We start from the raw sequence: 26,747 nt of genomic DNA, 5'->3' as shown, positions 1-26,747 counted from the left end.
GCAGCGGCTTTGTTGGCTACCCTATTTCGGGCAATGCAGATTTAATGGGATAGAAGGGCAGGTTGTAGGGGCCGTGGCTTGGCCCGGCCCGTCAATGGGAACCGCGGTATCATTAGACGGGCGGGTGCAAGACCCGCCCCTACGGCTCAGAGCTTATAAACTCTGAGCGTACTGAAACAACGCCTTGAGGATATTCATTTTTTTTACGTCATCGCCTGCTTCATGCGCCAGATTCTCCAGCGTTAAACCAAATTCTTCAAAAGTTAAATTAGGTTTATCCAGGCCATGCGTTAGCTTGTCGCTGCGATATCGTTGCCAGCGTTGTTGCTCCTGATCGGTCAGGCTTTGTGGGTAGTTGCGGGCACGGTATAAAAACAGCAGTTGGTTTAGTCGGTCTTCACTAAAAAGCACAGGGTTGGAGGCCAGTTGATCGGCGCTCATCAAATGCAGCTGTTCCATACGCTGTTTATCTTCGTTGGAGACAAAACCGTTATAAAGCTGATAATCCGGATTAGTCTCCACACTATAGTCTGTCGGCAACTGATACAGTTCCATCACCTTGGGCTGAATAGCAGAGCGGTTTTGTCGTAGCCAATCCAGATGCTTAAGGCAAGCGGCTCTGTCTATGCCCAAGTCGGCGGCACGTTGCTCTGATAAAGTTTTAGCAGGGGATAACACAGGGCACTTATTGATATGAATAAGCTTTAAGCCAAGCCTTTCCTGGTCTTCGTCCAAATCTGCGGTTTTGGTATACAAAAGTTGCTGTAATGAAGCTAAATCCAGCTCCAGCAAAGGTGTTGGGTCGGCTTGCAGGTTGTAGCAAATCACGGCGTTTTTATTAGTTGGATGCGGCGCTAAAGGCACTATCCAACTGACACAACCCTGAATAGCGGGGAAGCGGCCGGACACATGCACCAGCGGCGTTAAATTCACTAAATCAAACAACTTACTCACTTCAGTTTTTTTACGTAAATCCAGCAGGTACTGAAATAACTTCGGTTGTTTTTCTTTCACCAGTTTGGCAATGGCGATAGTGGCGTACACGTCAGACAAAGCATCGTGTGCACGTTGGTGTGATAAACCATTGGCTTTGGTTAAATCTTCTAATTTAAAGCTTGGGCTGCCATCGGCTTTTTCTGGCCAGACGATGCCTTCAGGGCGCAGCGCATAACAGGCTCGCACTATGTCGATTAAATCCCATCTGCTGTTGCCTTGTTGCCATTCGCGGCCATAAGGCTCGTAGAAGTTACGGTACAGGCTGTAACGCGTGACTTCATCATCAAAACGTAAGCTGTTGTACCCAAGCACACAGGTATTCGGCTGGCTGAAACGCTCCAAAATACGACGACAGAACTCGGTTTCAGGTAAACCTTTTTGATTACAGAGCTGTGGCGTCAGGCCTGTGATTAAAGCGGCTACCGGATGAGGCAAATAATCGTTCGCCAACTGGCAATACCACATATCGGGTTCGCCAATAGGGTTTAAATCCAAATCTGTACGAATACCACCAAACTGGGCCGGGCGGTCTTTTTTTGGATCCGCCCCCCAGGTTTCATAATCGTAAAAATAAAAGCTGGCCTGTGGTGGTGCCAGTGGTGTCGATGGTTGGCTCAAATCAGTGGCATCCATAAATGCTAAAACAAAGAGCGGGCAGTGTAGCACTGGCTGGAATAGGCGTCGATTGTGGGATCTGGCTTTTTAAAAAAACTGCCGGGGCTTCGTTAATAAAAGGACCATGCAAAAAGGCATGGTCCGCCTGGGTTAAGCCTCTAGATCTGTCGACATAGATAAGGCTTTATAGTCGTTCAACTCCTGCAAGCGGCGTTGATAGGCTGTCGTTAGATAGTCTATAGCGTCAGACCCTGCGGCATATCGCAGCGGCAGGATGTTATTCTTTGCCAGTTGTACCAGCACTTGACCCAGTTTGGCCGGATCGCCAGCCTGTTGATGGCTGACTTTACTGTAAGCTTGTTCCAGCGCAGTGGAGTAGTCCTGATAATCTGCTACTTTTTCAGTGCCATACTGCACTGAACTGCTGTCGAGAAAGTCAGTGCGAAAGAAACCTGGCTCAACAATATTCACTTCTATGCCCAGGCCTTTCACTTCAAGCGCCAAAGATTCAGTAAAACCCTCTACCGCAAACTTAGTGGCGCAATAGACAGAAGCAGCATCAAAACCTAAGGCACCGCCAATAGAGGACAGGTTGAAGATGCGGCCACTGCGCTGCGCGCGCATCAGGGGTAATACAGCTCGGGTGACATTCATCAGACCAAATACATTAGTGGCAAACTGACGTTCCACATCGGCTTGCGGAATTTCTTCAAATACGCCTAATTGGCCATAACCTGCGTTATTCACCAGTACATCAATACGGCCAAAATGTTTGATAGTCGCTTCTACTGCATCCAGGGCCTGAGTTATGTCTGTTACATCCAGAGCTAAAGCCAAAGCTTTGGCTGAATAATTAAATTTTTGTCTGAGCTGCTCTACATTGCGGCCTGTGACTACGACAGAGTCCCCAGCAGCCAATGCAGCTTTCGCAATTTCAGCGCCTATACCCCGGTTTGCACCCGTGATAAACCAGACTTTTTCCTGTAGTTCAGCTTTTGAATTTAAATTCAGACTAGACATAACCTTGCTCCTGTTTAGTGTGTATACCAGCGGTGATTCGCTATAGGTTTAGCTTGGCAGCCACTGGCACTGGAGCGGTAGAATGAAAGTTGAGCACTATTGCCTATTTCTGCAGATGTGAGGTGGGAGTCCGGGTTTTTCACAAGAATTTAGCATTCTGTGATTTTTTACTTGTAGCTCAGCTGATATAAAGGTAAAAAGTCGGCCCAATTTTTTGCTACACGCGACAGGAAAAATCATGAAAGAGCGTATTGGTTTTATTCATCAGCCGGGCAGTGCTGTCACTGTGGAATTACCAGACTGGGTGGCCGCTTTTGTCGACTGGCAAAAAACTTATGCAACAGACGATGAGAAAATGGCCTTAGCTATTGAATTATCAAAACAAAATGTCGAGCGTGGTACAGGTGGGCCTTTTGGTACTGCTATTTTTGATCGCTCATCAGGCCAGTTGTTAGGCGTAGGGGTGAACCGTGTGGTGCCTTTAACCAATTCCACCTTACATGGTGAGACTGTGGCTATTATGATGGCCGAAAAAGCCTTGGGTACTTTTACTTTGGCAACAGACACTGGCCGTGAGTTATTTACTTCCTGTGAACCTTGTGCCATGTGTATGGGGGCTGTGCTATGGAGCGGCGTCAATCGTATGGTCTGTGCCGGTGCTGCAGAAGATGCACGTGCTATTGGTTTTGACGAAGGCCCGGTGTTTGAGCAGTCTTATCAGTATTTAGAGAATGCAGGTATGGAAGTGGTGCGTCAGTTTAAACGCTCTGATGCTAAAGCTGTGCTGGATTATTACAAAAACTCTGGCGGCCGGATTTATAACGGCAGGGATTAACAGGAAATCGTCATGCTATTTGTTGTGATGCTGGGCGGTAAACACCCAAAAGCGAAAATTGAAGTGCACGATGTGGTATTTGTCACGGGCAACAGTATTGAAGATTGCTACCCAGAGTTACGTCAGCAGTGGTTTGGCACTATGGCCGGTATGCATATTGATTCCTGGATGCAGGTGGATGGAGTAGAAGGCTATCAGGTGCGTTTTTCTGAGCAAGCACCTGCAGCAGATGAATTGCGATTATTTTTCATCAACTTAGGTGGCTATACTCCAGGCGCTTTTGGTGAAGATCACCATTACCTGTTGGTGACCGCCAAAGATAAAGCTGAAGCCAAACAAAAGGGTAAAACCTACTTGCCGAAAAGCTGGGATAAACCTCATACCGATGCAGTAGTGGATGTGGATGACTGCATTGCTATTGATCAGATCGGTGGTCGTTATGTGCGTTTGACTCAAGGCCAGCACAAAGAAACAGTGCATCAGTCGGATTATATTATTTTAGGTTAAAAATAAAGGTCAGAGCCAAAGCTCTGACCCGTTACAACTGAACCTGAGCTAAACCTGGCTGAGTTTTCTTTAGGGTTAGCACGTATTTTTCAAAGCGTTCCTGCTCAGTTTTTTCCAGCTTGTTTTGCCGAAGCACACGAGCGGCATTACGGGCATAGTGAATGGTTTCGCCTGTGACGCCTGCGCTTTTGCTCATGGCTTGCAGTAAATTCAGCGCTATCACCGGATTGGTCGGCATATAGTCGAAGGTTTCGCAAAACAACGACACGGCGCGGCCAAACTGACCCATGCGATAGGCGTCCGTGGCTTCGGTGTTAATTTGTTTGATCTGCTGTTTTAAGCTCTCGTGTTTGTTTTGTTCCAGCTGCAACATAATACGTTGGGTTTCTGTAAGGAAATCATCGTCATACAACATGGTTTTTAAACGGTCGATGCACAGCTGGCTGGAGTACAAATCGCCCAGTTCAAAATAAGCTTTGGCGGCGTCCATGCAGCTATCGATACTCAGGTCATCCAGGGGTAAATCCTGAATGTGCTGCATCAATTCACGGCCTTCTTTAATGGCGTTACGGCAGGTACTCATGCGACTGCGTATGATCACTGTTTCACGTTTAAGCGCATCGATGTTAAAACGTTTATGTAAAGCATCCAGTAGTTTGGCTGCATTTTGCAGTATCACTGCTTTTTCCAGCAAATTAGCACTTTTGGCCTGATCCACCAAAGCGCGAGCATGGTTCAGATAGTTGTCTGCTGTATCGTCAATGGAGTGGCGGGCACCCTGAACTATTTTTCCGGCAATACGGGCCGCAACCTCTGTGTGGCCCAACATGGCGCATAAATTACTCAGAGTTTTTTGCCGACTGATATTTTTTGGCGATAAGGTGGCTGCTTTGCTTAAGGTTTCAAAGGCCAGTTGATAACGACCGTGACGCACATATAAACGCGATAACCAGTCCAGAGCTTCCACTTTGGTATCGCCAAATTGTGTCAGATCCACCAGCTCAAGTTCGGTATCTTCCCAGCGCTCCAGATAAAAACAACTTAAGGCATGGCCCAAACGAGCCCAGCTGTAGGCTTTTTGCTGCAACACTTTTTGATAAAACACTTCGGCTTTGTCGTATTGGCCTAATTTCAGCAGTAGTTCGCCTTTTAATCGCATGGCTTGCAGTGCGTAATCAGGTTTAGTGCGGATCACTAAATCACACTCACGTGAAGCTTCTGCATAATCGTGTTCAAACAAACGGAAAAATACTTTGCGCAGTTCTATGCGGTGCCGGATGGCTCTGCAGATACGTTCTTCCAATGCAGGAGCGGTAAAAGGTTTTAGCAGGTAATCGTCAGGCTGTAACTCAATGACACCGTGTACTATTTGGCTTTGTGCTTCGGCGCTTATCACAATAAAGCAGCAGAGTGGGGCCAGTAGTTGCTGCTTTTTCAGCGCTTCAAATAACTGATAACCGTCTTTACAGTCGCCGAGATTGAAGTCACATAAGATAAAATCGAACGGCATTTCTATGCATTTTTGCATAGCTTCGCCTGAGTCTTTGGCCAGGTGAATAGCCTCAAACCCCATTTGCTGTAACATTCCTTTTACGGTGGCCCGGACGGGCGCACAGTCATCAATGACCAAGACTTTTTTACAACGAAAAAATGACTGGTCCATACCGGCTTAACTCTTATTCTGCGTTTAACTGTTGATTTATTGCGACGAAATTATTTTTCGCATACTAAATAGTCAAATTGGTTTTGTAAAGGATGTTTTCTATTTGTTAATAGTGGCTAATGCGGCTTTCGGGTTAAAGTAAAGATAAAGCGCTGATAAGTCAGAATGTTAGGACTAAAGCCCAGCTGTTCCTTGTTTTTAGACTTCTTAATAATGGGCGTTATTGCGCTTTGCGTGTCAGCTAAATAGGAACTTAAATGCCTTATTTGCTGTGTTCAGACTTATGGCATAATAAAAGCGTTCCGCAGGCAGTTTAAGGTTGTATCGCTTTGTTTAGATTCATATTCTCGTTCGCTTTTTTTGTTGTTTTCGCCGTTACTGCAGCACCTGCCAATTTTGACTCTGCAAAAACAATAGCCAGTCGTATTTACGCTCCTGAAAAGCAGGAATTTTATTGTGGCTGCGCTATTCGTTGGCAGGCAGGCAAAGGTATTCCTGATTTAAAAGGCTGCGGTTATCAAATCCGTAAAAATGGCCCTCGCGCCAACCGGATTGAATGGGAACATGTGATGCCTGCCCAGCAATTTGGCTCGCCTTTAGCCTGCTGGAAAAAGGGTGGCCGTGAACAATGCGGTAAAACAGACGTCTTGTTTAAGCAAATGGAGGCCGATTTATTTAACCTCAAACCCGCTATAGGTGAAGTGAATGGCGACAGAGCACATTACCGGTTTGGCATGCTGCCAGCGCAGGCTTCACAGTATGGTTCTTGTGAAGTGAAGGTCGATTTTAAAAGCCGTTTGGTGGAACCTCGCGCTGAAATTCGCGGTGATATAGCCCGTATTCATTTTTATATGGCGGATAAATATCAGCTGCCTTTAGCTAAAGCTCAGCAGCAGCTTTTTATGGCCTGGCATCAGCAAGATCCTGTAGATGAGACAGAACGTAAATTGCAACAACGTATTGCGCAGCAAATGGGCCATGCCAATGACTTTGTTACAGGCAAAAAGGTTTGGCAGCTGAATTACAAGCTATCGGGCTTTGGTTTGACTAAAGCAAAACAAACTACACAAACAGCGGCAGTATCCGCATTACCTTCAACGGCGCAAGCCTCGGGCCAGGTGCTTGGTAATAAACGCAGTAAGCTGTATCACTTAAGTCATTGCAGTGGTTATCGCCAGGTGTCAGAGCGCAATCAGCAATGGTTTGACACAGAGCAGCAGGCGCTGAATGCTGGTTTTAAACGGGCAGGAAATTGCAGTGCTGAAGCCTCGATAGGCGCTGAAGATTAAACCTTTATTCTTAACGGATTAACGCAGCGCGACTTGCGTCTTTGCCACAGTTCGCGGTACAACCTGATGCAACAACTAAAATAATCAGGGTATTTGTTATGCGCCGCACCATGTCTTTTTTAGCTTTAAGCTGCTTTTCTGCTCTGGCTTTTGCCAAACAACCTATAGCTATCGTTATACACGGTGGTGCCGGTACCATCAATAAAAGCCAGATGACAGATGCTCAGGAGCAGGCCTACCACGCCACATTAAAACATGCAGTAGATACCGGTTATGCGGTGCTGGAAAAAGGTGGCAGCAGTGTGGATGCGGTCACAGCAGCTGTGCTGATTATGGAAGACTCTCCGCTTTTTAACGCTGGTAAAGGCGCTGTCTATACCTACGACGAAGGTCACGAACTGGATGCCTCCATCATGCGGGGGGATAACCTGATGGCGGGTGCAGCTTCTGGTTTAACTCACGTGAAAAACCCTGTGTTATTAGCCCGCGCTGTGATGGAAAAATCTGAGCATGTGATGCTCTCGGGTGCTGGTGCTGAACAATTTGCCAAAGAGCAGGGGCTGGAGCTGGTTGAAAACTCCTATTTTGATACAGAGTTTCGCTATGAGGCTTTAAAAAAAGCCAAACAAAGTATACAAAAAGTGCCACATCAGGCACAAAACTACCGCTTAGAAGCACCATGGTTACCAGAGTGGAATATGGGCACTGTTGGCGCTGTGGCTATGGATCGCAGTGGTTTATTAACAGCAGCGACCTCTACTGGCGGTATGACAGCAAAACGTTATGGCCGTATTGGTGATGCACCTATTATTGGAGCCGGTAACTTTGCTGATAATGCCAGTTGTGCTGTGTCGGCTACTGGTCATGGTGAGTTTTTTATCCGTTACCGTGTTGCCTCAGATATCTGCGCCCGGGTGAAATATCAGGGTATCAGCGCTGACAAAGCTGCCGATCAAGTTATTCAGCAGGAACTGGCCAAAGTCGGTGGTACTGGCGGTGTGATCCTGATTGATCACAAAGGCAAAGTAGGCTGGAGCTTTAATACCGAAGGTATGTACAGAGCAAAACGATCCGAAGGTGAAGCTGCAGTGACTGAAATTTTTAAAGACAGTCCGACCAAATAGCTCACGCTGGTCTAAGCTTAAGGTGTTGTGAAAATACGACACTTTTGAGGGGCTTATGGACTTATTAAAAATATCCGATCATATGAATCGTCACCCTGTGACCTTTACCGAAGAGATGTCTGTCGAAGAAGCGGTGAATAAACTGATCCTCGCCGAACAACTTGGCGGGCCTGTGATCAATAAAGAGAAAAAGGTAATAGGCTTTGTGTCTGAGCAGGATTGTCTGTCCAGAATGTTGTCATGCACTTACCATTTACAGCAATCTGCATCAGTCAAAGACGTGATGCGTACCGAAGTGCTGACGGTGAAGTCGTACCACGGCATAGTGGATTTAGCTCAAACCATGCTGATGTCCAAACCTAAGGTTTATCCTGTGGTGGATGACGATGGTTATCTGCTTGGCGTGATTAGCAGAACTGATGTGCTAAGGGCTATAGACTTAGAACTGCACTCCCATTATAAAGCTGTGAGTTAATCGATTTTACGCTGAGCGGGCGGGTACAAGACCCGCCCCTACAGGTATCACTGTTGAAGTTGCAGTAAATGCACCGTTTTAAGCGGTGCTTTTACTGGATCTAAAGCCCCTGAACTTGGTAGCATGTCGCCCCTATTTATTGAGGGCCTTGTGTTGACCGACTCTACTGCTAAACCTGCTGTTGCTGCCAATGACGCTGAAATTTCTGTTGCCGCGCTTACCAAAGCTATTGCCAATTCTTTATCCAAAGATCAGCACAGGTTTCGCCAGTCTTTACAGAACATTAAAAAGCAACAGGATGAGAGCAAACAGCAGCAGTTAATGCAGCAGTTGTCGGCAAAAATTACCGCCTCAATGCAGCTGCGCGCCCAGCGTTTGGCAGCAGTCCCCACTATTGAATACCCGGCTGAACTGCCTGTCGTCGGTAAAAAAGACGATATTAAAGCCGCCATTGCCAAACATCAGGTGGTGATTATTGCCGGTGAAACAGGCTCAGGTAAAACCACCCAAATTCCAAAAATCTGTTTAGAGTTAGGCCGTGGTGTTGCTGGCATGATAGGCCATACCCAGCCTCGGCGTTTAGCGGCCCGTAGTGTCTCTGCACGTTTGGCCGAAGAGCTGAAATGCCCTGTTGGTCAGCAGGTGGGTTATAAAATCCGTTTTGGCGATCACACAGCGCCCACTACTTTAGTCAAGCTGATGACAGACGGTGTGTTGCTGGCTGAAATTCAGCAGGACAGATTTTTAAATCAATACGACACACTGATCATCGACGAAGCGCACGAACGCAGTTTAAACATCGACTTTTTATTGGGTTACTTAAAGCAGCTGTTGCCGCGCCGCCCTGATTTAAAAGTGATTATTACCTCGGCCACCATAGATCCAGAGCGTTTTTCCAAACACTTTTTTGATTCGCCTATTATCGAAGTCTCAGGCCGTACTTATCCGGTCGAAACCCGTTACCGGCCTTTGGCAGAAAACGACGATAAAGATGCTGACCAGCTGCAATCTATTTTTGATGCAGTCGAAGAGCTTTACCGTGAGCCACCTGGCGATATTCTGATTTTCTTAAACGGCGAGCGCGAAATTCGTGACACAGCGGATGCGCTGGAAAAGTTAAAACTGCCTCACACTGAAATACTGCCACTGTACGCCCGTTTAAGTGCAGCCGAGCAAAACAGGATTTTCCAGACCGGCGTAGGGCGGCGCATAGTGCTGTCGACCAACGTGGCTGAAACCTCGTTAACAGTGCCAGGTATTCGTTATGTGATAGACCCCGGCACAGTACGGATTTCGCGTTACAGCTACCGCTCAAAGGTACAACAGCTGCCGATTGAAGCCGTCAGTCAGGCCAGCGCCAATCAACGTAAAGGCCGTTGTGGCCGTGTCGCTGCTGGTATCTGTATTCGGTTATACAGTGAAGAGGATTTTAATGGCAGACCAGAATTTACTGACCCGGAGATCCTGCGTACCAACTTAGCTTCTGTTATTTTACAAATGCTGGCGTTAGGCTTAGGCGATATTCAGGCTTTCCCGTTTTTAGAGCGGCCAGATAGTCGTTTTATTAATGACGGTATTAAGCTGTTGGAAGAGCTGGGTGCAGTCAAACCTCAGTCCAATAGCCATAGTTTGCAGATGACAGACTTAGGCCGCCAAATCAGCCGTTTACCTGTCGATCCTCGTTTAGCACGTATGGTATTTGCGGCGACAGAACACAGCTGCTTGCAGGAAGTGCTGGTGATCGTTTCGGCTTTGTCTATTCAGGACCCACGCGAGCGTCCGTTGGATAAACAGCAAAAAGCCGATGAGTTGCATGGCCGTTTTGCTGATCCTGATTCAGATTTCAGTGCCTGGATCAAACTCTGGGCTTATCTGCAAGAGAAGCAGGACGAGCTGACCAATAACCAGTTCCGCCGTTTATGTAAACAGGAGCTGTTGAATTACCTTCGGGTGCGTGAATGGCAGGACTTATTTGGGCAACTCAGTCAAATTTGCAGCGAACAGCAATGGAGCCTGAATTCGCAGGTTGCGTCCTACGAACAAATCCATAGCGCTTTACTGACAGGTTTATTAGGCCAAATCGGTAGCCGCGACAGCGACGCCGATTATATGGGGCCACGCCAAAGCCGCTTTTTTGTCTTCCCTGGCAGCAGCTTATTTAAACGTAAACCTAAATGGGTGATGGCCGCTGAACTGGTGGAAACCTCCAAGCTCTATGCCCGTGCTGTGGCTAAAATAGAGCCTGAATGGGTTGAACCTGCGGCTATGCATTTAGTTACCCGCAGCTACAGCGAGCCGCACTGGGAAAAGAAAAAAGGCGCAGTAGTGGCTTATGAACAGGTGTCTTTGTATGGCCTGATCATTGTCGGTAAACGCCCTGTGCTGTACAGCAAAATAGACCCTGCGACTTGTCACAACATTTTCATCCGCAGTGCTTTGGTGGAGCAGGATTTAGGTCTGAACGAAAGCTTTTTAGCCCATAACCAAAAGCTGATTGAGCAAGTCACAGAGCTGGAAGAAAAAGCCCGCCGCCGCGATATTCTGGTGGATGAAGATACTTTAGCGGCGTTTTACGCTGAAAAGATTCCGGTCTGGGCCAATAACAGAGTCGATTTTGCTAAGTGGTGGAAAGAGGCTAAAGCCAAAGATGCCAAATTACTACATCTGGATTTAGAGCAGCTTTATAAACGTGACGCCTCTGAAGTCACAGCCGATAAATTCCCCGAATTCTGGCGTCAGGGCAATTTAACCTTGCCTTTGGATTATCATTTTTCACCGGGCGCACCGGACGATGGTGTAAGTCTGGTGGTGCCTCTGTCGTTATTAAATCAGCTGGAAGAGCAGGGTTTCGACTGGTTGATCCCGGGGCTTCGTCATGATTTATTGGTCGCGCTGATTAAATGTTTGCCCAAACAATACAGACGCAACTTTGTGCCAGCACCAAATTACGCAGATGCCTTATTGCAAAGCATTAAGCCTGAAGATGGGCCTTTGCTGGATGTAGTCAGCAACAGATTAAAACGTATGTCGGGTGTGACTATTCCGGATGATGTCTGGGAGCTTTCGGGTATTGAAACCCATCTGAAATTTAACTTTAAGGTGGTGGATGACAAAGGCACGACCTTAAAACAAGGCCGCTCTTTGGCGCTGTTAAAACAAGAGCTGCAAGGCAAGGTGCAACAAAACCTAAGCCAGGTAGCAGAACGCGGTATAGAGCAGGACAAGCTGACACAGTGGTCTTTTGGTCAGTTGCCGCGTGAATACATCAAAATGCAGGCCGGTTATCAAATCAAGGCTTATCCGGCTTTGGTGGATAACAAAGATTCGGTGTCTATAAAGCTGTTGGATAACGCCGAACAAGCGGCTGAACAAAGCAAACTGGGTTTGCGCCGATTGGTTTTGCTCAATGTGCCATCGCCTGTCAAATACCTGCAGGAATCCTTGCCCAACAAGGCCAAGCTTGGTTTGTACTTTAATCCTTTTGGCAAAGTGCTGGAGCTGATAGACGACTGTATCGCCGCTGGTGTTGATCAATTGATTAGCGAGCAGCCCTGGCCTGAAACCGAAGCTGATTTTACCGCTGTCAAAGAGAAAATCCGCGCAGATCTGGGTGAAACAGTGCTTCGTATCGCGCTGAAAGTAGAGCAGATTTTAACCCTTGGCCATGAAATTCAGAAAAAACTCAAAGGTAAAGTTGAGTTAAAACATGTACAAGGTCAGGGTGAAATCAAGCAACATCTCGACTCTTTGCTGTTTAAGGGTTTTGTCAGCACTCATGGTGCGGCACGTTTGGATGCCATTTTGCGTTATTTGCAGGCGCTGCAAAAACGTCAGGAAAAACTACCTGTGGATCCAAACCGTGACCGTTTGATGTCACACGAATACCAGAAAGCAGAAGAAGCTTATCAAAGCCTGTTGGGTAAATTTGCCGGCCGCACTATTCCGGAACCTGTGCTGGCCATCCGCTGGATGTTGGAGGAACTTAAAGTGTCCTTGCATGCTCAAACTTTGGGAACACCTTATCCAGTGTCGGTAAAACGCATTTTGCTGGCGGTTAGTGAGTTAAAGTAAAGTTAATTTTTGGCTGATTTTTTGGCAAATCGTTAAATAGGCCATACACTTAAGTCAAACGCATCGATGCGTTTGAATGGAGATCACAAGGATGCAGACAATGGAACTGAAGCAAAAGAAGGTCATGATAGTGGACGACGAAGATTTTATGTTTCGTCTGCTGGAGTTGGCTTTGTCGCCTTTTTATCAGTTGTCCTACGCCAAAAGTGGGGTGGAAGCTTTGCAACTGGTGTTGCAGCAACAACCTGATCTGGTGATGATGGATATCTGTATGCCAGGCCTGGATGGCCTGGATACCTGCCGCCTGTTAAAAAACGCCCCTGAAACCGGCCATATTCCTATTCTGATGATGTCCGGCATGGATACGCCCCGCGATGAATTAACTGCACTGGACGCTGGCGCAGACGCTTTTGTCAGCAAACCAATCAGTGCGCGACATATTCAGATGCTGGTGGACGATTTACTCTGCAGTCATTTGCATAAATAAGCCTTTACAGCAGCTTGTGGCCGATCTATAAAAGATATCAATTCAAAAAATTACACCCAAAGTAATTGGAGTTGCAGCAAGGCAGCTGCGGCTTCAGGTACTAAGGAAAGGGCAGTAAAGTCTATGTTAGGCCACAGTGATAAGCGCAATTACTACCGTATGATGGTGAATTCTCAGGTCCAGCTGATGATCAACGATCCACAATCGGGCCGGGTGATCAACGCCATTTGCCGTGACTTAAGTTCTACCGGCATGTCGCTGGAAATAGATGAGCCGCTTGAAATGGGCATTCTGCTCTACATCAAAATGCAAAGCTCCAACCCCAGTATTCCGCCTTTATCCGCCCACGCTAAAGTAATGCGCTGCGCTCAGGAACAAGAAGACTGTTACCAGCTGGGTGTGCAAATCATCGAGCTGAATTAACGAGCCTTCGCGGCGCTTACTGCTATTTAGTTTTGCAGCTCATCAGCGGCGCTTCATAACCCCACTGCACAGTAAAAATACCGTTTTGCTCCGATAGCTTTTCATTTCTTCCGACATAACTCTGGTCAGCTTGCTGATACATTAAAGAGACCTGATCACCATAATCCGCAATTAAAGTGGCTGGTGTGGTGGGGTAATAACGAACTGAGATTTCATTGGCCGGATTGTTCTCGCAGCTAAGCAGTAGTTTTTTACTGACAGGCAGCAGTTCATAACGCGCCTGTAACTCAGCAATACGCTGGATATAAAGCGTTGAAGCACAAGCTTTTTTATCTTCTTCTTTCCAGCACTCCGCTTTACCTTTTACCCAACCACGCTGCTCAGCTTTTAACATAGGCGGCTTTTCATTAACTGCTTTTAGCAAAGCCTGCTGATACACCTCTGCCAGTTGCTGATCTTGTTGCAGTAGCTCCGGGTCTGAACAAATCAGTTGATCAACAGTACCTAAGTCTTTGGCTTGGCAATTGATTTGGTTGGCTGGTGTTGCAGCCTGAAGTTGAGTTGTGGCGAGCAGAGTGGTGACAATAAATAAAAGTTTCATATTCCTATCCTTTTGAATTTGCTGTGTTAACAGTGTCAGGGAAAGTGGGAAATTTCAAGGTGGGTGACGGAAAAACTGGACAATAATTATTTATCTATGAAGTTCAGGTTCTTGGATCTCTACTTGGACATTTAAGCTCAGTATCCAAAATTTAACATCAGGTAATGTGCTTAAAAAATCTATAAAGATCCCGAGCTGTGCTGTAAACTTTGATTTGTATTCAGAGGCTATCAGAGGAATAAATATGTTTGATCTTCAAGAGTCATTGGACGAAAGACTGGCAGATTTAAAGCGCAAGAGTAAAAAGAAAGAATTTACGCCTGAAGTCAGGGAGAAAATAAAGCAATCACTTAAACGCTCTGGAATTCTCAACTCAAGCGGTAAAGTGATCACCAGAGTGGCATCGTAAATGTACATATCCCCAGGCATAGTCGTAGGCTTCCACGGTTGCGACAAGTCAGTTTTTGATCAGGTAATCAAAAATGGGGAAGTTCTGAGTACTAGCGAAAATGCTTATGATTGGCTGGGCCATGGAATCTATTTTTGGGAAGGTAGCTATGAGCGGGCACTTGAATGGGCTAGCGCTAGCAAAAAAGTGTTGAATCCAGCCGTTATCGGAGCATTTGTAAAGCTGGGTAACTGCATTGATCTTCTGGATTCTGCTGACGTGGAAAAAGTCAAAAGAGCCTATGAAATTCTAAAGCTTGAGTTTGAAGCACTGAATCAAAGCTTGCCGGTAAATAAAGTCATGCATGACGGTATCGACATGGTGCGATCATTAGATTGCCAAGTCATGCTGCGTCTTCAACAACTCAATAATGAAGCTATTGCAAAAGAGCTTCAGCTTGCTGACACCGCAGGGACAAATATAAGAAAAATTCGAAATCATCAAAATTTTATCGACTCAGTTCGGGGTATGTTTCCAGAAGGAAAATTTCTTTATCCCAACGCCGGATTTCGAGAGAAAAATCATATACAGCTTTGCATAGTTAATCCCAATTGTATTTTGGGCTACTTCGATCCAAGACAACGTAATGTAAATTATAAAAAAGTTGTTTAATAGTCAGCCATTCTACTTAAAAAAAAGCCACCCAAAGGTGGCTATTTCATATCATCAACTAACCAAAAAACCTACTTCACCAATATCAGACTAAAAGTCGTTGGTACCATTGGGCTGATGGTTTTCAGGCCTGCCAGTTCACGTAGTTTTTCTACGCCAGCGTTTAATTCAAACTTGTTTACGTCCAGCATAATTGGCGCAACAGTGGTGACTACCAATTGGCTGTCTGACACTTTGGTTACTTTTACTTTGGCCATCAGGCTTTGGGTTTTAGTGAGTAAGGTCAAATCTAAGGCTTGATCTACAACAACGCTGTCACCGGTTTTTAAGCCAGTTAACACTTTGCTGTCGACTTTGCCTTTGGCATTGATAGTAGCGTATTGTTTGGCCGCTAACACATGTTCCAGAATACGTTCGTTACGAATTGGAATGATAGTGTCGATACTCATTGCAGGAATAGCCACTGAAAACTCGCCTGCTTCAGTTAACTTGCCTGTTAAGTCTTTAAAGCTGTGGGTTTCGGCCACAACGTCATTTTTCACAGACACAAAGTTCAGGCTGGATTGCGCGCTATTGACTGACCAGTCGGCGGCAGCAGAAAAACTTAAGGCTGCGGCCACTATTAAAGCTAATTTTTTCATCGTCATCGAACACTCCTTTTGTGATGATCCCGGAACAAAATTCCAGGATGAGAATAGGTTCTTAAAACACCTTACAGACTAAACCTTTCAGATAATGACCTTCAGGGTAGAAGCTGGCAATAGGGTGGTCGCTGGACTGACTGAGTTTCTCGATAAACAAACAATCTTTGTTCGCATCCAGTGCGGCGTCAGCCACTATTTTCTGAAACAGCATTTCCTCCATTAAGCCTGAGCAGCTGAAGGTCAGTAATAAACCGCCTGGTTTGACCAATTGCATGGCCACACGGTTAATGTCTTTGTAACCGCGGGCGGCTTGCATCAACTGGGCTTTGCTATCGGCAAACTTTGGTGGATCTAAAATCACCATATCAAACAACTTGCCTTGCTCTTTGTATTCGCGCAGCAGTTTAAATACGTCCTGTTTGACGTTGTTCGCCTTGTCCAGTTCCATGTTATTTAACGCTAAATTACGTTCTGCGGTTTTTAAGGCTAAATCCGACATATCCACGTTAGTGACATGAGCCGCACCACCTTTTAAACAGGACAGCGCAAAAGTGCCGGTGTAGCTAAAGCAGTTCAGTACGGTTTTGCCTTTCGCCAGACGGCCTGCAGCAGCGCGTGAATCACGTTGGTCCAGATAAAAACCTGTTTTGTGGCCGTTGATCACATCGACCAGAATTTTCATGCCGTTTTCTAAAATCACCACTTCGCCGCTTTCACGAGGCAAATGCAACCAGCCAGTGACAGGTTTTAAACCTTCTTTTTTACGTACATCCACATCTGAACGCTCGTAAATGCTGACGTCAGGGAAAATCTGTTTCAGTGCTGTGACAATTAACTCACGGTTTGCATCGGCACCAGCGGATAACAGCTGACAGACCAGTACATCGGCGTATAAGTCGATCGTTACACCAGGTAAACCATCAGATTCAGCTGCTACTACACGTAAGCCATTAGTTTGGTTTAGATCGTACATATCCTGACGCACAGACCAGGCACGCTGAATACGGCGCGTGAAAAAGGCCTGATCAATCTGTTCTTTTTCATTAAAAGTCCAGGCGCGCACGCGGATCTGCGAGTCGGCTGAATAAGCGCCGCGGCATAACCATTTCCCATCGTGGGTTAATACATCTACAGTTTCACCCGACTCTGGTTTGCCTTTAACCTGCAATACCGCTTTAGAGAACACCCAAGGGTGGCGGCGTCTTAAGGATTTTTCGCGTTCGGGTTGTAAAATGATACTGTGAGACATAGGTCTACTCTGTAGATGGGCAAGGGGCGCTATTTTAGTGAAGAGTGCGCAAAAGCTAAAGCAAAACTATTAAAAGGATCAGCCAAATTGACGCAAAAGCATGTTGTACCCAGTCAAATGACCGCTATTGAGGTGATTAATCCCGGTAGCCAAAGCCAGTTGCAGCAAGTGACTGTGGCTGTTCCAGTGCTAAAAGCCGGGCAGGTTCTGGTTAAAGTCGCAGCTGCAGGTATTAACAGGGCAGATTTATTGCAGCGTTCAGGACTCTATCCGCCGCCAGCAGGGGAGTCTGAGATTTTAGGTTTGGAAGTCGCAGGTACTGTGGTGGCTGTGGCCGATGATGTATCGCAAGATTGGCTTAGCGAGACTGTATTTGGTTTGGTGCCTGGCGGTGGTTATGCGCAGTATGTCGCTATGTCTGCAGAGCATCTGATCAAAAAGCCGGCAACTTTAGGTATGAGCGAAGCTGCTGCTTGTGCTGAAGTGTTTTTAACAGCTTTCCAGGCGATGCGGGTTGTAGGTCATTTGCCCTATCAAGGTGCGTTATTGGTGCATGCAGGGGCTAGTGGTGTAGGCACTGCAGCTATACAGCTGGGTAAAGCTATGGGCTGTTTTGTTGCTGTCACAGTGGGTTCGGACGAAAAAGCCAAAACCTGCTTAGCCTTAGGGGCTGATTGTGCTTTGAACTATAAAACTCATGATTTTGCGGCTGAACTAAAAGCTGCACGACCTCAAGGTTTTGATTTGATTATCGACCCTGTAGCAGGTGAATACATCGCAAAAGATATTCAGCTGTTGGCGCTGGATGGGCAGATTGTTGTGCTTTCTATGCTGGGTGGTCGTATGACTCCAGAGCTGGATTTAGGTCTGATGCTGAAAAAACGCGGTCAGCTTTTATGCTCCACACTTCGAAGCAGAACAGATGGCTATAAATCAGCTTTAATCAGCGATTTTAGTCAGCAGTTTGGAAAGGCTTTGGCGGAAGGAAAAATTAAGCCTGTATTGGCACAAAGCATCGACTGGTCGGAAGCGGAGCGGGCGCATCAGTTGCTGGCTTCTAATGCTGTTGTGGGCAAACTGGTACTAACTCTGTTTTGATTTCTTCGCCTGTCATGCTTTAAAAACAACAAACCGGCTTAAGCCGGTTTGTTGCGATCTGATGTTTGGTGTTTATCTGGCTCTGTTTCATCTACAGCTTCAACAGTTTCAGTGGTTACAGCAGCTTCTGGTTCTGCATCCATACTGCTTAGTTCCTGATCCGCTGTTGGCAGCTCTGCATCCTGATGCTGTGGATTGAGCATTTGCTCCTGCACCATTTGCTCGTCAACCCGTGGATCTAAGGCGGCAGCTAAAGGGGAAGACATTAAGTCGCCCGATGCCATCACATAGTCCTGAGCTACTTCTTTGTTTTGTTGTTTCTGCTGATAGTTCACCTGAGTTAAACGTAAAAACAGCAGCAAAGTACATAACGCCATAAAACCATACAGCATGCTATCGCCAATCAACTGCATAAAAGCAGACGCGATCAGTGGTCCAATACAAGCGCCCAAACCAAAGGTCAGTAAAATAGTGGCTGACAAAGCAACCCTATGTTCCTGCTCTACATTCTGATTCGCCAGCGCTGTTGCCAGCGGGTACAACGTAAAAGCTAAAATACCAAAAGCAAAGGTAAACACCAGTTGCGGTATTCCGCTCAGCGGCAGTATAGCGATACAAAGCACAATGGCACCCAGAATCACTGTATTGATGCGGATCAGCCTGCTGCGCCTGATTTTGTCAGACAGCCGGCCCATAGGCCACTGCGCTAATAAGCCTGCGATAACAGTAGTTGCCATATAAGCCGCAACTTGTTGTGTGCTGGCGCCGCTGTGCGCAATATAAGCCGGTGCAAGGCCATAAAAGGAGCCCACTATTACACCAGCCATACCTACGGTTGTTAGTGCCTGTGGCACTTTTTGCCAGAATAGTTTGATTTTAAGTGGCGCTGGTTGCAAAGGCGCCGGGTGAATACGGCGTGTTAAGGCTAAAGGCACAATACAAAGCGCAAAACACATAGCGACAATCAGCAGAGGTTTTAGTGTTAATTCCGGGTTTAAGCTAATCGCCAGCTGACCCAGCACTAAACCTAAGTAAGAGACAATCATATAACTGGCAAAGACTGTGCCGCGGTTTTTACTGTCAGCCTGTTCGTTCAGCCAGCTTTCCAGCACCATATACATACACATCATGCCCATGCCCACCATCAGGCGCAGCACCAGCCAGACGGCTAAATCGTCTATTAAGGCATGGCCCAAAGCGCTTGCTGTGGTAATGCCGGCGCTGGCAACAAAAGCACGGATATGACCAACACGGGCTATTAAACGGTGACCAATTTTAGAACCAGCGACTAACCCCAGATAATAAGCCGACATCATGCCGCCTATCCAGATTTGAGCTGCCGAGTCTGCGGCAAGGCGCAAACCTAAATAAGTGGTCAGTACCCCAGAGGCGAGTACCATCAATAAAGTGGCAAAATACAACGAAGAAAACGAACGCAGAATGTTAGACATGCTTTTCCTTGTCACAAAAAAGGGTAGCCAATCTACTACCCTAAGTAATTGGAGTTGCAGCGCGACGACAAGTGCTCGAGACCCCAGGAGCATAGTTCACCTATGTGACTGGGGCGAGCGCGCGCAGTCAACAAAGCTGCAGCTTCAAGAACGACGGGCAACCTCTATTTAACGCGCATACCTGGCGTAGCACCATCATCTGGCGTTAATAGGAAAATATCACTGCCACCGGGGCCAGCGGCCATCACCATGCCTTCAGACATACCAAAACGCATTTTACGTGGCGCTAAGTTGGCAACCATCACCGTAAGTCGGCCAATTAACTGCTCTGGCTGGTAAGCGGATTTAATGCCAGCAAACACCTGACGTTGCTCGTTACCTAAGTCCAGTTGCAGTTTCACCAGCTTGTCAGCGCCTTCAACATGTTCGGCGTTGATAATGCGGGCAACCCGTAAATCCAGCTTGGCAAAGTCATCAATGTTGATGGTTTCGCCAATAGGCTCAATGGCGTTTTCTGCTGAATCAACAGCAGGAGCTGCTTTAGTCTCAGCGGTTTTTGGTGCTACAGCAGCTGTTGGCTGTAAGTTTTCTTTTGAGCCTTCGACCATAGCTTCTACCTTTGTCATTTCTACACGTTGCATCAATGGCTTAAACACATTGATGCTGTGATTGGTTAAAGCGGTCTGATAGGTTGACCAGCTTAATTCGTCGTTTAAAAACAGTTCCACTTCTTTGGCCATAGCCGGCAGCACTGGTTTTAAGTAGTGCATTAATACGCGGAACAGGTTAATACCCATAGAGCAGACTAAATGCGCTTCGGTTAAGGTCGCTTCATTTTTTGCCAGCACCCAAGGCGCTTTAGCGTCTATATATTGGTTGGCTTTATCGGCCAGCGCCATAATTTCACGGATAGCACGGGCAAATTCACGTTTTTCAAAGCTTTCAGCTATGGTTTCGCCTGCGGCAGTAAATTCAGCTAATAAAGCAGGTTCTGCAATGTCAGCTGTTAACTTGCCATCGAATTTTTTGCTGATAAAGCTGGCGCAGCGACTGGCGATATTCACCACTTTACCTACTAAATCGGCATTCACCTTTTGCGCAAAGTCTTCCAGATTTAAGTCTAAATCAGTGATATTGCTGGTGAGCTTAGACGCAAAGTAATAACGCAGATACTCCGGGTTTAAATGCTCCAGATAAGTACGGGCTTTGATAAAGGTGCCACGTGACTTGGACATTTTGGCACCGTTGACAGTAACAAAACCGTGCGCATACACAGAAGTAGGTTTACGGTAACCGGCACCGTCTAACATAGCCGGCCAGAACAAGCTGTGGAAATAGATAATGTCTTTGCCGATAAAGTGGTAAATCTCAGCGTCTGAGTCTTTTTGCCAGAACTGGTCAAAGTTCACACCGGTTTTATCACAGTAGTTTTTAAAGCTGGCTAAGTAGCCGATAGGAGCGTCCAACCAAACGTAGAAAAACTTGCCTGGCGCGCCTGGAATTTCAAAACCAAAATAAGGTGCGTCGCGGCTGATATCCCATTGTTGCAGGCCTTCAGTAAACCATTCCTGCAGTTTGTTCGCCATTTCGTCCTGCAATGAACCACTGCGGGTCCAGTCTTTTAGCATTTGCTCAAAAGCGGGCAGGTCGAAGAAATAGTGTTCGCTGTCTTTTAATACCGGAGTTGCGCCTGACACTACTGAACGTGGGTTTTTAAGCTCAGTTGGGCTGTAGGTTGCGCCACAGGAATCACAGCTGTCACCGTTTTGATCCAAAGCGCCACATTTAGGGCAGTCGCCTTTGACAAAACGGTCCGGCAGGAACATTTGTTTTTCAGGGTCAAACAACTGGCTGATGGTTTTGCGTTTGATATAACCACCTTTATCCAGTTTGGTGTAAATATCGCTGGCGAATTGGCGGTTTTCTTCGCTATGAGTGCTGTGATAGTTATCAAAGCCTATTAAAAATTCGGCAAAGTCAGCCTGATGCTCTTGCGAGGTTTGGGCAATCATCTGCTCTGGGGTAATACCCAGCTGCTGAGCCTTAAGCATAATAGGGGTGCCATGAGCATCATCCGCACAGACGTAATAACACTGATGACCACGGGCTTTTTGGAAACGGGACCAGATGTCAGTCTGAATATATTCCAGCATATGACCTAAGTGAATGGGGCCATTGGCATAAGGTAAAGCACTGGTGATAAGAATTTTGCGTTGTGTCATCGATAACTCATAGATATATCACTGAAAAAAGTGGCTTAATGATACAATAGCGCGCGTTAAAGCGCACCAGTTCAAAAGCAGCAAAGCGCGGAAAAGCTGGCAAAGTGCGCACAAAATGCAGTTCACAGGAATCGAACCAGTTCAGCAACACAGATTGAGTAACACTATGTGGTTTAAATGGTTTAAAAAAACAGCAGAGCAGTCAGCTACGACTCAAATGCCTGAAGTATTAGCCAAAACTTTGGCTGAATTTCAAAGCAACGAATTTCCTATGCCGCTGGATACTTTGATCCAGCAGGCCAGTTTTAACACTAAACAAAATAGCCTGAGCTTAACGCTGAAGTTCCCATGGGCCTCTTTGGCTGACGAGTTATTGCCTGTACTTCAGCAGGTGCAGCCAGATCTGAAACTGGAACTTCAAAGCGAAAACGCGGCAGAACCAGCCTACCGCAATATCAAGCAAGTGATTTTAGTGGCATCGGGCAAAGGTGGTGTAGGTAAAAGTACCACTGCTGTCAATCTGGCTGTGGCTTTAGGCTTAGAAGGCGCCAAAGTGGGGCTGTTGGATGCGGATATTTATGGTCCTTCTATTCCGACTATGTTGGGTTTAAAAGACGCCAAAGCAGAATCACCGGACGATAAACATCTATTGCCTAAACAAGCTGCTGGTATTTATCTGCAGTCGATTGGTTTTTTAGTCGACCCGGAAAAAGCCTCGGTTTGGCGTGGCCCTATGGCCAGTCAGGCGTTGCTTCAGCTATTAAACGAAACCTTGTGGCCGGATTTAGATTATTTAATTGTCGATATGCCACCGGGCACAGGCGATATTCAACTGACCATGTCGCAAAAACTACCGGTGACCGGGGCTTTAATAGTCACAACACCGCAGGATGTGGCTTTGGCTGATGCACAAAAAGCCATTTCTATGTTTCGCAGTGTGAATATTCCTGTACTTGGTTTGGTAGAGAATATGAGTTTTTACCAGTGCAGTCACTGTGGTGAAATCGACGATATTTTTGGTACCAATGGCGGCTTGGAATTAGCTGAACGTTATCAGGTGCCTGTATTAGGGCAGTTACCCTTACAAAAACAAATACGCCAGTCCTGTGATGCCGGAACGCCGCTAGTGCTGAACCCAGCCGAAAGCGGTACTGGTTTTTACCGGGCTATAGCACGACAACTGAGCTTTGCTTTATATTGGAACTCCCAACATCAGCAAGCGCAGCAACCCGAAATTATTTTTACGGATGATTAACCATGAGATTGTGTGACCGCGACATTGAAGCCTATATAGACGCAGGCAAGATCCAAATTACGCCACGGCCAACACCAGACATGATCAGCGGTGTCAGTGTGGATATTCGCTTAGGCCATAAATTCCGCACTTTTCGTGCTTATGCCGCTGCATTTATTGATTTAAGTGGTCCACGTGAAGAAGTGGATCACGCGTTAAATTCAGTGATGAGTGATGAAATTGTATTAACAGATGACGAAGCTTTTTTCCTGCATCCGGGCGAACTGGCTTTGGCTATTACACTCGAATCCGTCACCTTGCCTGCGGACATCGTAGGCTGGTTGGATGGACGTTCTTCATTAGCCCGTTTGGGCTTAATGGTGCATGTAACAGCGCACCGTATCGATCCGGGTTGGTCTGGCAATATAGTGCTGGAGTTTTATAACAGTGGCCGTTTACCGCTGGCACTTAGACCCAATATGAAAATTGGTGCGCTGAATTTTGAAACTATGACAGGTGAAGCTGCCCGTCCATACAACAAAAGAGTGGATGCGAAATACCAACAGCAGACAGGCGCTGTGGCAAGTCGTATTAGCCAGGATGATCAGAGCTAAACTCCCGCGTATTTGAAGCCGTGGCGTTGTTGACTGCGCCTCTCGCCCCAGTCACATAGTGCACTATGCTCCTGGGGTCTCGTTGGCTTGTCGCCTAGCCACAACATCAACTACTTTGGAGTTGATGTTTTAGGTGGGGTGGAGTTTTAGGCCCAGAAATGAAAAAGCCCATACAAAAGTGGTATGGGCTGAAGCAATAAAGCAAAAATGAAGCGGGGTAATTATGCAATATAACTGCATAGCTTCGCAACCCGGCTTTTTTAGAATTTTTCATTTTTTGTGCAATAAGTGTCGCATTAACTGAATACTTAGTTAAAAAAACAGAATTTTGTTTAAAACTTTCAGGGTAACCAATAAAAGCCCGACATCTGATTGCTTACAGGAGTTTTCATGCAGCCCGCCAGTTTTCTTCGTCTCTTTAGTTTGGCCGCCATTTGGGGCTCTTCATTTTTGTTTATGCGCATTGCGGTCGGAACTCTGGGTCCTGCCGCTTTAATGACGGGCAGGGTGTTGTTTGCTGCGCTATTTTTGGGCCTGATGGGCTGGTTTTTGAAAAAACATCAGCTGGATTTAAAACATAACTGGAAGCACTTTTTTATTCTTGGCTTCTTTAACTCTGCCTTGCCGTTTTTACTATTTGCTTATGCAGCGCAAACCTTAACGGCGTCGGTTTTATCTGTGCTGAATGCGACTGCTCCTATCTGGGGCGCTTTGATAGGTATAGTGGTTTTCCGGCAAGCTTTAACGTTGCGAATAGCGATTGGTCTGGTGCTGGGGATCAGTGGTGTGGCCATCTTGGTGGGTTTTGACCCTGTTGTGCTGGAACCTGGTGCTTTAGTGGCTGTGTTTTGTGCCGCTGGCGCTGCTTTTTGTTATGGCATATCGACTCACTACACCCGTCTGGCGAAAACCGTCGCTCCTTATACCAACGCTCACGGCAGTATGTGGACTTCAGCGTTAATGTTGGCTCCTGTCATGCTGTTATTCCCGATACAAGCCGATATTAGTTTGAATGTCGCCGCTGCTGTATTAGCCCTTGGCGTGATCTGTACCGGTGTGGCCTATTTATTGTACTTCCGCTTAGTCCAGGATGAAGGCGCCACTCCGGCCTTAACAGTCACCTTCTTAATTCCGGTATTTGGTGTGTTCTGGGGCCATATTTTTTTAAACGAAGCTTTAGGCTGGCATACTTTTGTTGGGGTCGCTGTAGTGATCACCGGCACCTCGATGGTGACAGGTTTTAAACCTTCGTCGCTTTTTAAAGTCAAAGCGTAAAGGCTTGCAGGTATTCAGAAGCTGTTCAGGCAATGCTTGTTATAACTTGATGCAAGCTGGTGATAAATGCATCAGTGTTACAAAGAATTTTGGAGTGTGGCGTCGGATCTCGCGACACTTTTACCTTTAGATCCGGGTTTTAGCGGCCACTTAAAGTGGCAGGAGCTTACAATGCGTGCCCTGATGAAATGCTTACCTTTGCTTTCAGTGGCTTTATTCCCAGCCTTGTTGGTTGCACCAGTGGCAGCACAACAGACCGCCAGTGCCGGTAGCACTGTGCAAAGTTTTAGTCAGGCTGAGCTGGACGCTATGCTTGCTCCTATTGCTTTGTACCCGGATACAGTTCTTTCGCATGTGCTTATTGCATCCACTTATCCACTGGAAATTATTAAAGCTAACAGGTGGGTGGAAGAACATCCTCGTTACAGTGCTGAAGAAGCGCTGGAACAAGTGGAAGACGAAGACTGGGACCCAAGCGTCAAAGCCTTGGTGCCTTTCCCACAATTGCTGGAGCGTATGAGCGATGATATCGACTGGACACAGCGTTTGGGCGATGCATTTTTAGGTCAGGAAGCCCAGGTGATGACCAGTATCCAGACGCTGCGTAACAAAGCTTATGCTTCTGGTAATCTGGATAAACAGCAACATATCAAAGTGGTGAGGGAAGAAAAAACCATCATCATTGAGTCGGCTTCACCGCAAGTGGTGTATCTGCCTTATTACGACCCACAAATTGTGTATGGACCCTGGTGGTGGCGTAGCTATCCGCCCGTCTATTGGCATGTGCCTGTAGGTTATGCGGTGCATCGCGGTTTTTCCTGGGGCGTTGGTATTCAGATTGCGCCGGGATTCTATTTCAGCAGTTTCCACTGGCCGCGCCGCCAGATTGTGGTGATCGATCATCACCATCACTGGCGTGACCCGTATTACTATCGTAGCCATCAGATAGTGCACCACAAAAAATCGCATCACTGGCGTCATAACCCGCACCACAGACGTGGCGTGAGTTATCAGGCAGGTTATCAGCCAACCCGTGAGTTTAGTGGCAATCGTAGTTATCAAAACAGAGAGCAGCAACGTGAATGGGCGGCCCAAACCCGTGAAAACAAGGGTTATGCACCGGATCGCAAATTTAATAGTGAAAAGGCTCAACGTTTTGATGAAAAAGAACGCAAGTTTGCCTCTGAGCGTGCCACAGGCAAATCAGGCGCTCAGCATGACAAGGAGCCGCAGCGGATAGATTATGATAAGCGCAGACGCGCAGAGTTGGCGCGGGATAAAGAATATCGTCCTGCTGTTAATGTAAATAACAGAGACAAGCAGCAAGAGTTGCAGCCCCGTGTCGACCGACCTCATAACGGTGATGTTAAGCAACGGCCTGATTCAGCTGTGGTCAGAGAAAGGATCCAGGACCAGGGCAGAAACCTGCAGCCGTCAATAACAAAGGCAGAACGTAATTACCAGTCACCTCGTGTTGAACAACCCAGGGTAGAACGTAATTATCAAACGCCTCGTGTTGAACAGCCCAGGGTAGAGCGTAATTATCAGACGCCTCGTGTTGAACAGCCCAGGGTAGAGCGTAATTATCAGACGCCTCGTGTTGAACGTAGTTATCAACAACCACGGATGGAGCAACCCCGTGCTGAGCGCAGTTATCAGGCACCCAGGGCAGAGCAGCCCAGAGCTCAGGCCAGGGAAATGCGCAGCTCAGAAGGGCGCAGACAAATCGAATAACAGTGATCACAGAATGAATAAAGGCAGCTGCGGCTGCCTTTTGTATAATCCACAAAAATA

General features: G+C 46.7%; 23 protein-coding genes. 15 read left to right on the top strand and 8 right to left on the bottom strand.

The genetic code is table 11. From position 1 onward, the window contains the following. Positions 1 to 153 precede the first annotated feature (153 nt). Together sbcB and LSG34_RS03120 are read right to left on the bottom strand one after the other, a co-directional pair. Positions 154 to 1,614: an exodeoxyribonuclease I gene (gene sbcB, locus LSG34_RS03125; protein ID WP_233007343.1), complete on the bottom strand. Its 1,461-nt coding sequence runs from the start codon at positions 1,612 to 1,614 to the stop codon at positions 154 to 156. A 147-nt stretch (positions 1,615 to 1,761) separates the two neighbouring features. Beyond that, entirely contained in the window at positions 1,762 to 2,631 is an 870-nt protein-coding gene (locus tag LSG34_RS03120; protein ID WP_233007342.1) for an SDR family NAD(P)-dependent oxidoreductase, read from the bottom strand. Positions 2,632 to 2,869: 238 nt separating this feature from the next. Here LSG34_RS03120 and LSG34_RS03115 point away from each other — a divergent pair, with 238 nt between their 5' ends. Further along, the gene (locus LSG34_RS03115; RefSeq protein WP_233007341.1) at positions 2,870 to 3,466 is read left to right on the top strand and encodes a nucleoside deaminase; all 597 of its coding nucleotides are present in this window, start codon (positions 2,870 to 2,872) and stop codon (positions 3,464 to 3,466) included. A 12-nt stretch (positions 3,467 to 3,478) separates the two neighbouring features. Next, positions 3,479 to 3,973: a DUF1543 domain-containing protein gene (locus tag LSG34_RS03110; RefSeq protein WP_233007340.1), complete on the top strand. Its 495-nt coding sequence runs from the start codon at positions 3,479 to 3,481 to the stop codon at positions 3,971 to 3,973. 31 nt (positions 3,974 to 4,004) lie between these two features. On the opposite strand, the gene LSG34_RS03105 is transcribed toward LSG34_RS03110, so the two are convergent. Continuing rightward, complete coding sequence (locus tag LSG34_RS03105) at positions 4,005 to 5,636, bottom strand: response regulator (RefSeq protein ID WP_269822749.1); 1,632 nt, start codon at positions 5,634 to 5,636, stop codon at positions 4,005 to 4,007. A 329-nt stretch (positions 5,637 to 5,965) separates the two neighbouring features. Between LSG34_RS03105 and LSG34_RS03100 the strand changes: the two genes are divergently transcribed. The 6 genes from LSG34_RS03100 to LSG34_RS03075 all read left to right on the top strand — a co-directional run bounded on the left by LSG34_RS03100 (position 5,966) and on the right by LSG34_RS03075 (position 13,505). After that, positions 5,966 to 6,925, top strand: coding sequence for an endonuclease (locus tag LSG34_RS03100; protein ID WP_233007338.1), 960 nt, complete (start codon positions 5,966 to 5,968; stop codon positions 6,923 to 6,925). Between the two features lie 98 nt (positions 6,926 to 7,023). After that, positions 7,024 to 8,049: an isoaspartyl peptidase/L-asparaginase family protein gene (locus tag LSG34_RS03095; protein ID WP_233007337.1), complete on the top strand. Its 1,026-nt coding sequence runs from the start codon at positions 7,024 to 7,026 to the stop codon at positions 8,047 to 8,049. Between the two features lie 55 nt (positions 8,050 to 8,104). Continuing rightward, positions 8,105 to 8,524: a CBS domain-containing protein gene (locus LSG34_RS03090; protein ID WP_233007336.1), complete on the top strand. Its 420-nt coding sequence runs from the start codon at positions 8,105 to 8,107 to the stop codon at positions 8,522 to 8,524. A 150-nt stretch (positions 8,525 to 8,674) separates the two neighbouring features. Further along, positions 8,675 to 12,595 (top strand): ATP-dependent RNA helicase HrpA, encoded by a 3,921-nt coding sequence (hrpA, locus tag LSG34_RS03085; protein ID WP_233007335.1) that lies wholly within the window; start codon positions 8,675 to 8,677, stop codon positions 12,593 to 12,595. 100 nt (positions 12,596 to 12,695) lie between these two features. Further along, positions 12,696 to 13,082, top strand: coding sequence for a response regulator (locus LSG34_RS03080; protein WP_233007334.1), 387 nt, complete (start codon positions 12,696 to 12,698; stop codon positions 13,080 to 13,082). A gap of 123 nt (positions 13,083 to 13,205) precedes the next feature. Beyond that, entirely contained in the window at positions 13,206 to 13,505 is a 300-nt protein-coding gene (locus LSG34_RS03075; RefSeq protein ID WP_233007333.1) for a PilZ domain-containing protein, read from the top strand. A 22-nt stretch (positions 13,506 to 13,527) separates the two neighbouring features. Here LSG34_RS03075 and LSG34_RS03070 read toward each other — a convergent pair whose 3' ends face one another. Continuing rightward, a complete protein-coding gene (locus tag LSG34_RS03070; RefSeq protein WP_233007332.1) occupies positions 13,528 to 14,106 on the bottom strand; it encodes a lysozyme inhibitor LprI family protein in 579 nt (192 codons plus the stop codon). A 244-nt stretch (positions 14,107 to 14,350) separates the two neighbouring features. Between LSG34_RS03070 and LSG34_RS03065 the strand changes: the two genes are divergently transcribed. Both LSG34_RS03065 and LSG34_RS03060 read left to right on the top strand, forming a co-directional pair. Beyond that, on the top strand, positions 14,351 to 14,515 hold the full coding sequence (locus tag LSG34_RS03065) for a hypothetical protein (protein ID WP_233007331.1): 165 nt from the start codon (positions 14,351 to 14,353) through the stop codon (positions 14,513 to 14,515). Then, on the top strand, positions 14,516 to 15,166 hold the full coding sequence (locus tag LSG34_RS03060; protein ID WP_233007330.1) for a hypothetical protein: 651 nt from the start codon (positions 14,516 to 14,518) through the stop codon (positions 15,164 to 15,166). 71 nt (positions 15,167 to 15,237) lie between these two features. Here the strand turns inward: LSG34_RS03060 and LSG34_RS03055 are convergent, their stop codons facing one another. Beyond that, positions 15,238 to 15,813 carry a YceI family protein gene (locus LSG34_RS03055; protein WP_233007329.1) on the bottom strand — a complete coding sequence of 192 codons (576 nt, stop codon included), beginning with the start codon at positions 15,811 to 15,813 and terminating at the stop codon, positions 15,238 to 15,240. Positions 15,814 to 15,868: 55 nt separating this feature from the next. Further along, on the bottom strand, positions 15,869 to 17,059 hold the full coding sequence (locus LSG34_RS03050) for a class I SAM-dependent rRNA methyltransferase (protein ID WP_233007328.1): 1,191 nt from the start codon (positions 17,057 to 17,059) through the stop codon (positions 15,869 to 15,871). An 87-nt stretch (positions 17,060 to 17,146) separates the two neighbouring features. On the opposite strand from LSG34_RS03050, the gene LSG34_RS03045 reads away from it, so the two are divergent. Next, positions 17,147 to 18,157 (top strand): NAD(P)H-quinone oxidoreductase, encoded by a 1,011-nt coding sequence (locus LSG34_RS03045; protein WP_233007327.1) that lies wholly within the window; start codon positions 17,147 to 17,149, stop codon positions 18,155 to 18,157. Positions 18,158 to 18,195: 38 nt separating this feature from the next. Here the strand turns inward: LSG34_RS03045 and LSG34_RS03040 are convergent, their stop codons facing one another. Both LSG34_RS03040 and metG read right to left on the bottom strand, forming a co-directional pair. Then, positions 18,196 to 19,608 carry an MFS transporter gene (locus LSG34_RS03040; protein ID WP_233007326.1) on the bottom strand — a complete coding sequence of 471 codons (1,413 nt, stop codon included), beginning with the start codon at positions 19,606 to 19,608 and terminating at the stop codon, positions 18,196 to 18,198. A gap of 164 nt (positions 19,609 to 19,772) precedes the next feature. Next, complete coding sequence (gene metG, locus LSG34_RS03035; protein ID WP_233007325.1) at positions 19,773 to 21,830, bottom strand: methionine--tRNA ligase; 2,058 nt, start codon at positions 21,828 to 21,830, stop codon at positions 19,773 to 19,775. A gap of 115 nt (positions 21,831 to 21,945) precedes the next feature. On the opposite strand from metG, the gene apbC reads away from it, so the two are divergent. From apbC to LSG34_RS03015, 4 genes are all read left to right on the top strand, one after another. After that, positions 21,946 to 23,085 carry an iron-sulfur cluster carrier protein ApbC gene (gene apbC / locus LSG34_RS03030; protein WP_233007324.1) on the top strand — a complete coding sequence of 380 codons (1,140 nt, stop codon included), beginning with the start codon at positions 21,946 to 21,948 and terminating at the stop codon, positions 23,083 to 23,085. 2 nt (positions 23,086 to 23,087) lie between these two features. Then, on the top strand, positions 23,088 to 23,678 hold the full coding sequence (gene dcd, locus LSG34_RS03025; RefSeq protein WP_233007323.1) for a dCTP deaminase: 591 nt from the start codon (positions 23,088 to 23,090) through the stop codon (positions 23,676 to 23,678). A 390-nt stretch (positions 23,679 to 24,068) separates the two neighbouring features. After that, entirely contained in the window at positions 24,069 to 24,953 is an 885-nt protein-coding gene (locus LSG34_RS03020; protein WP_233007322.1) for a DMT family transporter, read from the top strand. 171 nt (positions 24,954 to 25,124) lie between these two features. Continuing rightward, complete coding sequence (locus LSG34_RS03015; RefSeq protein WP_233007321.1) at positions 25,125 to 26,687, top strand: DUF3300 domain-containing protein; 1,563 nt, start codon at positions 25,125 to 25,127, stop codon at positions 26,685 to 26,687. Positions 26,688 to 26,747: the final 60 nt, after the last annotated feature.

This window comes from Rheinheimera faecalis, from assembly GCF_021290965.1.
Taxonomy (GTDB): Bacteria; Pseudomonadota; Gammaproteobacteria; order Enterobacterales; family Alteromonadaceae; genus Pararheinheimera; species Pararheinheimera faecalis.
The sequence above is the reverse complement of the archived record's forward strand: the minus strand, read 5'-3'. Positions and strand labels throughout refer to the sequence as shown.